Consider the following 9,092-nt stretch of genomic DNA (forward strand, 5'->3'; position numbering starts at 1 on the left):
GTGCCCCGCGTCGATGCCGTCCGGACCCGTCCGGACCGGCTCCGCACAGACGGCGGTGGCGATCGGCGCCCCGGGCCCGGCCGTGCCGAGCGCCACGCGCAGCCCGGATCCGCCCGAGTCGACACCGAGGACGAACGGCCCGGCCGGAGTCACGGAAGTCGCCAGTCGACCGGCTGCGCCCCCTGGCGCTCCAGGAGTTCGTTGGTCCGGCTGAACGGGCGCGAGCCGAAGAAGCCGCGGTCCGCCGACATGGGGGAGGGGTGCGAGGACTCGATCGCCGGGTAGTCACCGAGGAGGGGCCGCAGATTGCGGGCGTCGCGTCCCCACAGGATCGACACCAGCGGGGTGCCCCGGGCCACCAGCGCGCGGATGGCCTGCTCGGTGACCTCCTCCCAGCCCTTGCCCCGGTGCGCGGCCGGCCGCCTGGGGGCCGTGGTGAGCGCCCTGTTGAGCAGGAGGACCCCCTGGCGCGTCCAGGGCGTCAGATCGCCGCTGGAGGGCCGGGGGACGCCGAGATCGGACTGGAGTTCCCGGAAGATGTTCTCCAGGCTCCCCGGCAGCGGTTGGACGTCAGGTGCCACCGCGAAGCTCAGGCCGATCGCGTGTCCCGGCGTGGGGTAGGGGTCCTGCCCGACGATCAGGACGCGTACGTCCTCGAAGGGTTGCTGGAACGCCCGCAGGACGTTCGGACCCGCGGGGAGGTAGGTGCGCCCCGCGGCGATCTCCCCGCGCAGGAAGTCCCCCATGCCGGCGACGCGTTCGGCCACCGGCTCGAGGGCCGGCGCCCACCCGGGTTCGACGATTTCTTTCAACGGTCGTGCTGCCACGGGGCGCACTCTACTGGTGCTCCACCGGTGTGACGACCACACCGGTCATCCGCCGGTCACCAGAGCACCGCCGCTCGCACGCACAGGACGTCGGGCAGGTGCGAGGCGAGCTGCCGCCAGCTGTCGCCGTCGTCCGCGCTGGCGTACACCTCGCCGTTGCGGTTGCCGAAGTAGACGCCGGCCGGGTCCGCGTCGTCCGTGCAGAGGGCGTCGCGCAGCACCGTGCCGTAGTGGTCGCCGTCCGGGAGGCCCCGGGAGAGGGGCTCCCAGCTCTCGCCCGCGTCCTGCGTACGGAAGACCCGGCAGCGGCGGCCGGCGGGGACCCGGTCCGCGTCCGCGTTGATCGGGAAGACGTAGAGCGTGTTCGCGCGGTGCGGATGGGCGGCGGCCGCGAAGCCGAAGTCCGAGGGCAGGCCGGCGCCGATGCCGGTCCAGCTGTCCCCGGCGTCGTCGCTGCGGAAGACGCCCCAGTGGTTCTGCAGGTACAGCCGGTCGGGGTCGGCGGCGTCCCGGGTGACCTTGTGCACGCACTGGCCGAACTCGGGGTCGGGATCCGGCAGGAAGACGGCGGAGACGCCTCTGTTGGCGGGCGCCCAGCGCTCGCCGCCGTCCTTCGTGCGGAACACGCCCGCGGTGGAGACCGCGACGGTCACCGCGTCCGCGTCCCTGGGATCCGTCAGCACGGTGTGCAGGCCCTCGCCGCCCCCGCCCGGCACCCACCGCGATCTCGTCGGGTGCTCCCAGAGCGGCCGGACCAGTTCGAAGGACTCACCGCCGTCCTCGGAGCGGAAGAGCGCGGCGGGCTCGGTGCCGGCGTAGACCACGCCGGGAGCCTCGGGCCCGGCCGGGTGCAGCTGCCAGACCCGCTCCAGGGAGGTGCCGGTGAACTGCGGGAACTTCACGGCCGGCTGCTTCGGCTCGACCCACGTGGCCCCCAGGTCGTCGGAGTGGAACACCGAGGGGCCCCAGTGCGCGCTGTCCCCGCCGACCAGGAGCCGGGGCGCCGCCCCCCGGGTGTCGATCGCGAGGGAGTAGATGGCCTGGGCGTTGAAGTGCGGCTCCCCGAACTCCCACTGCGCACCGCGCCTGCGGCCGATGAACAGCCCTTTGCGCGTGCCTACGGTGAGCAGTACGTCGGTCATGGCAGAGACCTCCCGAAACGCCGTTGTGCCGGATACGGGCCAGTCTGCACCCGGCCACTGACAGCGGCCCGCACCCGCGGCGTCCGGCCGGGTCGCACACGGCCTCCGGCCGGACCGGCACGGTGCGGGCCCGGCCTTCACGCCTTCGCTCCGGGTCCGCTCGGAGGGGCTGCCGAGGTGCGGGGGCGCGTGCCGTAGTGCGAAGCCGTGCCGGAGTGCCGGCCCGCGCCCGCGTGCCGCCGGAAGGTCAGCGCGCCGGCGGCGCCGTGCTGCTGCGGACCACCAGGCTGGTGGCCAGGTCGACCCGGGTCGTCGCCGGCTGCCGTCCCCGCCCGAGGTCGAGGACCAGGCGCGCGGCCGTCTCGGCCATCTCGATCAGCGGCTGGCGCACCGTGGTGAGCGGCGGCCCGATCCAGCGGGTGAGCGGCAGATCGTCGAAGCCGACGACGCTGAGGTCCTCCGGGATGCGCAGACCCAGCTCCCGGGCGGCCTCGTACACGCCCAGTGCCTGGAGGTCGTTGCCGGCGAAGATGGCCGTGGGCGGTTCGGGCAGGCGCAGCAGGTCCAGAGCCGCCGTGTAACCGTCCTCGTGGTTGAACTCGCCCTCCCGCACGAGACCGGGGTCCATCGGCACGCCCGAGGTCTCCAGGGCCGCGCGGTAGCCGTCGAGGCGGGCTCGGCTGCACATCATCCGGGCCGGCCCGCCGATGACACCGATCCGTCGGTGGCCCAGGCCCGTCAGGTGGCGGGTGGCGGCCAGGCCGCCCTGCCAGTTCGCGGCCCCGACCGACGGGATGTCGTCACCGGGGTCCCCGGCCGGGTCGACCACGACGAAGGGGATGGAGCGGCTGTTCAGCTGGGCTCGCTGGGCCGCGTCGAGGTCGGAGAGCACCAGGATGACCCCGGCGGGGCGGCGGGCCAGGACGCCGTCCACCCACGTCTGGCCCGGCGTGAGCCGCCCGGCGCTCTCGGAGAGCACGAGGCTGAGCCCCTCGTTGCGGGCGACGTTCTCGACTCCCCGGACCACCTCCATCGCCCAGGCGCTGTCCAGCTCGTGGAAGACCAGATCGATGAGCTGCGACTGCTGGGAGGCGCCGCGCCTGCGGCGGTAACCGTGCAGCAGCAGCAGTTCCTCCACCTTCGCGCGCGTGCTCGGGGCTACGTCGGCGCGCCCGTTCAGCACTTTCGAAACTGTCGGAGCCGAGACTCCGGCCGCTCGGGCGATTTCTGCCAGCGTGGCGGTGCTCTCCGACGACTCGTCGACGGACACCTTCTCCTGTGAGGGCTGGACCTTTGCGGGGCTCATGTACGAATCGTAGCCTCCCGCCGCTCCGAGCAGGCATGTGGGCAGAGATCGTAAATCCTTGCTCCCACCCTCTTGACGAGCCCGAAACGCGACCGTACGGTTCCGGCAACATTCGAAAGGCACGCCGAAACATTCGATAGAGGTGCGGTCATGCGGTCGGGAATTTTCAGTCAGGGCACGCGTACGACGAGATGGGCCGCGGCGGGCGCGGCGATGGCGATGGCCGGTCTCCTGGCCGGCTGTGGTTCCGGGGCCGGCGGTTCGGACACCGGCACCCTCACTGCATACGTCTACGGTGACGACGCGGTCAAGGTCCAGCAGGCGGCCGTCGACACGTTCAACAAGACGTCCGACGTGAAGGTGAAGCTGGTGTCGGTCCCCGGCACCGACTACGTGAACAAGCTGCGCAGCGCCATGGGATCGCCCAGCGCCCCCGACATCTTCTTCAACTGGGGCGGCGGCTCCATCAAGCCGTACGTCGACTCCGACGACCTGGTGGACCTCACCTCGACGGTCAAGGACGACCCCACGCTCAAGGACGGCTTCCTGCCCTCGGTCATGACCGCCGGCGGTCTCGACGGGAAGATCTACGGGGTGCCCATGCGCGGCATGCAGCCCGTGATGCTCTTCTACAACAAGGCCCTCTTCGCCGAGCACAAGATTCAGGCCCCCAAGACCTGGGAGGACCTCCAGAAGGCGATCACCACTTTCAAGGACGCGGGCATCACCCCGTTCGCCCTGGGCGGCTCCGACAAGTGGCCCGAACTGATGTGGATGGAGTACCTCCTGGACCGCATCGGCGGCCCGGAAATCTTCCGGAAGATCCAGAACGGCGACACCGAGGGCTGGGGTGACCCCGCGGTGCTCAAGACGGCCCAGACCGTCAAGAAGCTCATAGACGACGGCGCCTTCGGCAAGAACTTCAACTCGGTCGACTACGGCAACGGCGGTGCCCCGACCCTGCTGAACAAGGGCAAGGCCGCGATGCACCTCATGGGTTCGTGGGAGTACTCCACCCAGCTCGGCAAGGCCCCCGAGTTCGCCAGGAAGGACCTCGGCTGGACCGCCTTCCCGACGGTGGCCGGCGGCGTGGGCGACCCGGCGAACGTGGTGGGCAACCCGACCAACTACTGGTCCGTCAACGCGCGCACCAAGCACAAGGACGAGGCCATCGCGTTCCTGAAGACGATGGCGTCGAAGGACTACGCCAAGGCCCTCGTCGACAACGGTGACATCCCCACCACGTCCAACGCCGCCTCGCTGCTGAGCACGTCGCCCAACCCGCAGTTCGCCGACGACCAGTACCAGATGGTCCAGAAGGCCCCGAGCTTCACCCTCTCGTGGGACCAGGCGCTGGAAGCCCAGTACGCCACCCCCCTGCTCACCGAAATCAGCAAGCTGTTCGCCGGCAAGACCACGCCCGAGCAGTTCGTCGCAGCGATGAAGGCCGCCAAGTAACGATGTCAGTCCACACTCCGCCTGCGAAGCGCCGCGGAGACAGGAAGGCGGCCGTCGGCAACGTCGGCCGCCCCCCGGTCGGCTGGGCCGTGCCCGGCATCCTGTTCTTCGCCCTCTTCGCGATCGTCCCCCTGGCGATCGCCGTCTACCTCTCCTTCACGACCTGGGACGGGCTCGACTCCCCGACCCTGACCGGTTTCGACAACTGGACCCGGTTGTTCAAGGACTCCGAATTCGGCCAGGCCGCCTGGCTCACCCTCCTGCTGACGACGATCAGCTGGGCCTTCCAGACACCGGTGGCCCTGCTGCTGGGCGTCTGGGCGGCCGGCCGCCAGCGCACCCGGGCGGTGCTCTCGGCGATCTTCTTCATCCCGCTGCTGTTGTCCACCACCGCGATCGCCATGCTCTTCCACGCGCTGCTGGACCCCAACTTCGGTGTGATCAAGGAGATCGGCCCCTGGCTCGGCATCGACCCGAACGTCATGGGCTCCTCCACCGGCGCCCTGCTCGTCGTGGCGTTCGTCGGCGGCTGGCAGTTCATGCCCTTCCACACGCTGATCTACCAGGGCGGCGCCCGCCAGATCCCCGAGGTCCTCTACCAGGCGGCGTCCATCGACGGCGCGGGCATGGTCCGGCAGTTCTTCCACATCACGCTGCCCCAGCTCCGGCACACCATGACGACCTCGTCGGTGCTGATGATCGTCGGCTCACTGACCTACTTCGACACCGTGCTGATCATGACCAAGGGCGGACCCGGCACGGACACCACGATCCTGCCGTACCTGATGTACCGGACCGGCTTCCAGACCTACGACCTCGGCTACGCGGCGGCCATCGCCACCGCGCTCGTCATCGTGGCCACCGGTCTCTCGCTGCTCCTCGTGCGCTTCAGCGGGTTCGGATCCATGCGGTCCACCCGGGAAGGTATGTGACGAGATGTCTATCGACACCCGCCCCGCCGCGCCGCAGCGCACCGCGTCCGCCCCGCGGCGCCTGAGGAGCGTGCCCCGGTCCCGTCGCAGGACGGGCAACCCGGTCGCCGGCCTCGGATCGCTGATCTGGCTCGTCATCGTCCTCGTACCGCTCTACACCCTGGTCTCCTCCTCGCTGATGCACCAGGACGAGGCGCTGAACGGCGACCCGCTGGCCATCCCGACGAATCCGACGTTCGACAACTACACCACCGTGCTGGACAGCGGCTTCCTCACGCTGCTCGGCAACACCGCCGTCGTCGCGGTGGCCACGGTCGCCATCGTCCTCCTCCTCTCCGTCCCGGTGGCGTACGTGGCGGTGCGCACCCGCAGCCGTCTCTCCTCGCTCGCCTTCCGGACCTTCCTGCTGGGGGTCGCCATCCCGGCGCAGGCGGTGATCGTGCCCCTGTACCTGCTGATCGGCAAGATGGGGCTCTACGACAGCCTGTGGGCGATCATCCTGCCCACCGCCGCCTTCGCGATGCCCGTCGCCGTCCTGGTGCTCAGCGGCACCATGCGCGACGTCTCCGAGGAGATGTACGAGGCGATGTCGCTCGACGGAGCCTCGCCCGTGCGGATGCTCTGGCAGCTGGCGGTCCCGCTCTCCAAGGGCGGCATCAGCACCGTGGCGATCTTCTCCGCCCTCCAGGCGTGGAACGGCTTCCTGTTCCCCCTGATCCTCACGCAGTCGGAGGAGAACCGCGTCCTGACGCTGGGGCTGTTCAACTTCATGACCCAGTTCGGAGTGAACATCCCCGCGGTGCTGGCAGCGATCGTCCTCTCCGTCGTACCCATCTTCGCCGTGTACCTCGTGGCCCGGCGGGCGCTCGTCAACGGACTGATGGGGGTGGGCGGCAAATAGGACGTCCCTGCCGCTCCGGACCACCGTACTCATGAGAGGAACCCCTGCCGCCATGGCAATCCACCCTGTCCCGTCCGCCCGCGAGGCCGAGCCGGCGCCGGCCGTCGACGGCCCGTGGCGCGACCCTTCCCTGAGTCCCGAGGCACGCGTGGCCGACCTGGCCGCCCGGATGACCCTCGAGGAGAAGGCCGCCCAGCTGTACGGCATCTGGGTGGGCGCCGACGCCGACGGCGACGGAGTCGCACCGCACCAGAACGACATGGTCGACCCGGTCGACTTCGAGGAGCTCAGCACCCGCGGACTCGGACAGCTCACCCGGCCGTTCGGCACCGCCCCGGTCGACCCGGGCGTCGGAGCCGCCGCGCTGGCCAAGGCCCAGGCCCGGATCGTCGAGGCGGGACGGTTCGGTATCCCGGCCGTCGCCCACGAGGAGTGCCTGGCCGGGTTCACCGCATGGGGGGCCACCGCCTACCCGGTCCCCCTGGCCTGGGGCGCGGCCTGGGATCCGGAGCTGGTGGCCGAGATGGCCCGGCGGATCGGCGACGACATGCGCTCGGTCGGCGTCCACCAGGGCCTGGCTCCCGTCCTCGACGTCGTACGGGACCTGCGCTGGGGCCGTGTCGAGGAGACCATCGGTGAGGACCCCTACCTGGTCGCCACCATCGCCACGGCCTATGTCCGGGGCCTGGAGTCCTCCGGGATCGTCGCCACCCTCAAGCACTTCGCCGGGTACTCCGCGTCGGCCGGCGCCCGCAACCTCGCCCCGGTCAGGGCGGGCGGCCGGGAGATGGCCGACGTGATCCTGCCGCCGTTCGAGATGGCCGTCCGCGAGGGCGGTGCCCGTTCGGTGATGCACTCCTACGCCGAGATCGACGGCGTCCCGGCCGCCGCCGACCGGACCCTGCTCACCGGACTCCTCAGGGACACCTGGGGGTTCACCGGCACGGTGGTCGCCGACTACTTCGGCATCGGCTTCCTCGAGACCCTGCACAGGGTCGCCGCCGACCGCCCGGACGCCGCCAGGCTCGCCCTCACGGCCGGCGTAGACGTGGAGCTGCCCACCGTGCGCAGCTACGGTGACGCGCTGGTCGCCGCCGTACGCGAGGGCGCCGTGTCCGAGGAGCTGGTGGACCGGGCCCTCTACCGCGTCCTGCTCCAGAAGTGCGAGCTGGGTCTGCTCGACCCGGACCGCGCGACCCTGCCGCCCGTGCTCGAAGGCGTGGAACCGGACGGGGCGCGGGGCACCGTGGACCTGGACCCGCCGCCGAACCGGGCGCTGGCCCGGCTGCTCGCCGAGCGGTCCTGCGTCCTGCTGGCCAACCCCGAGGGCGCCCTCCCGATGAGCGGCACCGGACGGATCGCCGTCGTGGGACCGCGCGCCGACGACCCACTCGCCATGCTCGGCTGCTACTCCTTCCCCAGCCACGTGGGGGTACAGCACCCCGAGGCGCCCATGGGGATCGCCGTGCCGACCCTGCTGGAGGCGCTCCGCGAGGAGTTCCCGGACGCCGGTGTCGACTACACCCAGGGCTGCGACGTGGACGGCACGGACGCCTCCCGGATCGAGGCCGCCGCCGCGCTGGCGGCCGGCGCCGACGTCTGTGTCGCCGTGCTCGGCGACCGGGCCGGACTGTTCGGCCGGGGCACCTCGGGAGAGGGCTGCGACGCGGCGGACCTGGCACTGCCCGGGCTCCAGGCCGAGCTGCTCGACGCCGTGCTCGCGACGGGCACCCCCGTCGTCCTGGTGCTGCTGACGGGCCGTACGTACGCCCTCGGCGGCCGGGCGGACCGGCTGGCCGGCTGTGTGCAGGCCTTCTTCCCCGGCGAGGAGGGCGGCTCCGCGCTGGCGGGCGTCCTCTCGGGGCGGGTCAACCCCTCCGGCCGGCTCCCCATCGGCGTCCCCCGCGGGGCCGGAGGCCAGCCGTGGACCTACCTGCAGCCCCCCCTGGGCCGTGTCAACGGGGTCAGCAACCTGGATCCGACGCCGCTCTACCCCTTCGGCCACGGGCTCTCGTACACCTCGTTCGCCTGGGAGCCCGGCCCGGAGGTCGCGGCCGAGCTGCCCACCGACGGGGCCGCGGACCTGGAGCTGACGGTCCGCAACACCGGCGACCGTGACGGAACGGAAGTGGTCCAGCTCTACGTCCACGACCCCGTCGCCCAGACCACCCGGCCCGAGTCCCGGCTCATCGGGTACGCCCGGGTGCCGCTGGCCGCGGGGGAGAGCCGCAGGGTGCGCTTCCGCTTCCACGCGGACCTGGCGTCGTTCACCGGGACCGCCGGCCACCGGATCGTCGAGCCGGGTGAGCTGGAACTGCGCTTCGCGGCCTCCAGCGACCAGTCCGACGTCCGGCACACCGTACGGCTGCGGCTCACCGGACCCGAGCGCACCGTCGACCACCGGCGGCACATGGTCTGCTCGGCCTCCGTCGAGCCGGTGCCCGCCGAGGCGGTCCGGCCCGTGTAGCGAACCGGCGGGCAGGGGACGATCCGTCCCCAGCCCGCCCGCTCCGCGGCCGGCGGGGT

General features: G+C 71.6%; 7 protein-coding genes and 1 pseudogene. 4 read left to right on the forward strand and 4 right to left on the reverse strand.

What is annotated here, in order from left to right:
- From ABZ371_RS24195 to ABZ371_RS24210, 4 genes and pseudogenes are all read right to left on the reverse strand, one after another.
- A pseudogene (locus ABZ371_RS24195) lies at window positions 1-165 on the reverse strand (ATPase); the annotation flags it as partial.
- Complete coding sequence (locus ABZ371_RS24200) at window positions 150-827, reverse strand: uracil-DNA glycosylase (protein ID WP_358683184.1); 678 nt, start codon at window positions 825-827, stop codon at window positions 150-152. The pseudogene ABZ371_RS24195 and the gene ABZ371_RS24200, both read right to left, overlap by 16 nt.
- Before the next feature lie 56 nt (window positions 828-883).
- Entirely contained in the window at window positions 884-1,969 is a 1,086-nt protein-coding gene (locus ABZ371_RS24205; RefSeq protein WP_358683186.1) for an exo-alpha-sialidase, read from the reverse strand.
- A gap of 247 nt (window positions 1,970-2,216) precedes the next feature.
- Window positions 2,217-3,275: a LacI family DNA-binding transcriptional regulator gene (locus ABZ371_RS24210; protein ID WP_358683188.1), complete on the reverse strand. Its 1,059-nt coding sequence runs from the start codon at window positions 3,273-3,275 to the stop codon at window positions 2,217-2,219.
- A gap of 213 nt (window positions 3,276-3,488) precedes the next feature.
- Between ABZ371_RS24210 and ABZ371_RS24215 the strand changes: the two genes are divergently transcribed.
- The 4 genes from ABZ371_RS24215 to ABZ371_RS24230 are packed head-to-tail and all read left to right on the forward strand — an operon-like array spanning window position 3,489 to window position 9,033.
- Window positions 3,489-4,733: an extracellular solute-binding protein gene (locus tag ABZ371_RS24215; protein ID WP_358683196.1), complete on the forward strand. Its 1,245-nt coding sequence runs from the start codon at window positions 3,489-3,491 to the stop codon at window positions 4,731-4,733.
- 2 nt (window positions 4,734-4,735) lie between these two features.
- Entirely contained in the window at window positions 4,736-5,665 is a 930-nt protein-coding gene (locus ABZ371_RS24220) for a sugar ABC transporter permease (protein ID WP_358683190.1), read from the forward strand.
- A 4-nt stretch (window positions 5,666-5,669) separates the two neighbouring features.
- Window positions 5,670-6,566: a carbohydrate ABC transporter permease gene (locus tag ABZ371_RS24225; protein WP_358683192.1), complete on the forward strand. Its 897-nt coding sequence runs from the start codon at window positions 5,670-5,672 to the stop codon at window positions 6,564-6,566.
- Window positions 6,567-6,618: 52 nt separating this feature from the next.
- Window positions 6,619-9,033 (forward strand): glycoside hydrolase family 3 N-terminal domain-containing protein, encoded by a 2,415-nt coding sequence (locus tag ABZ371_RS24230; protein ID WP_358683194.1) that lies wholly within the window; start codon window positions 6,619-6,621, stop codon window positions 9,031-9,033.
- Window positions 9,034-9,092: the final 59 nt, after the last annotated feature.

The organism is Streptomyces sp. NPDC005899, assembly GCF_040629645.1.
Taxonomy (GTDB): Bacteria; Actinomycetota; Actinomycetes; order Streptomycetales; family Streptomycetaceae; genus Streptomyces.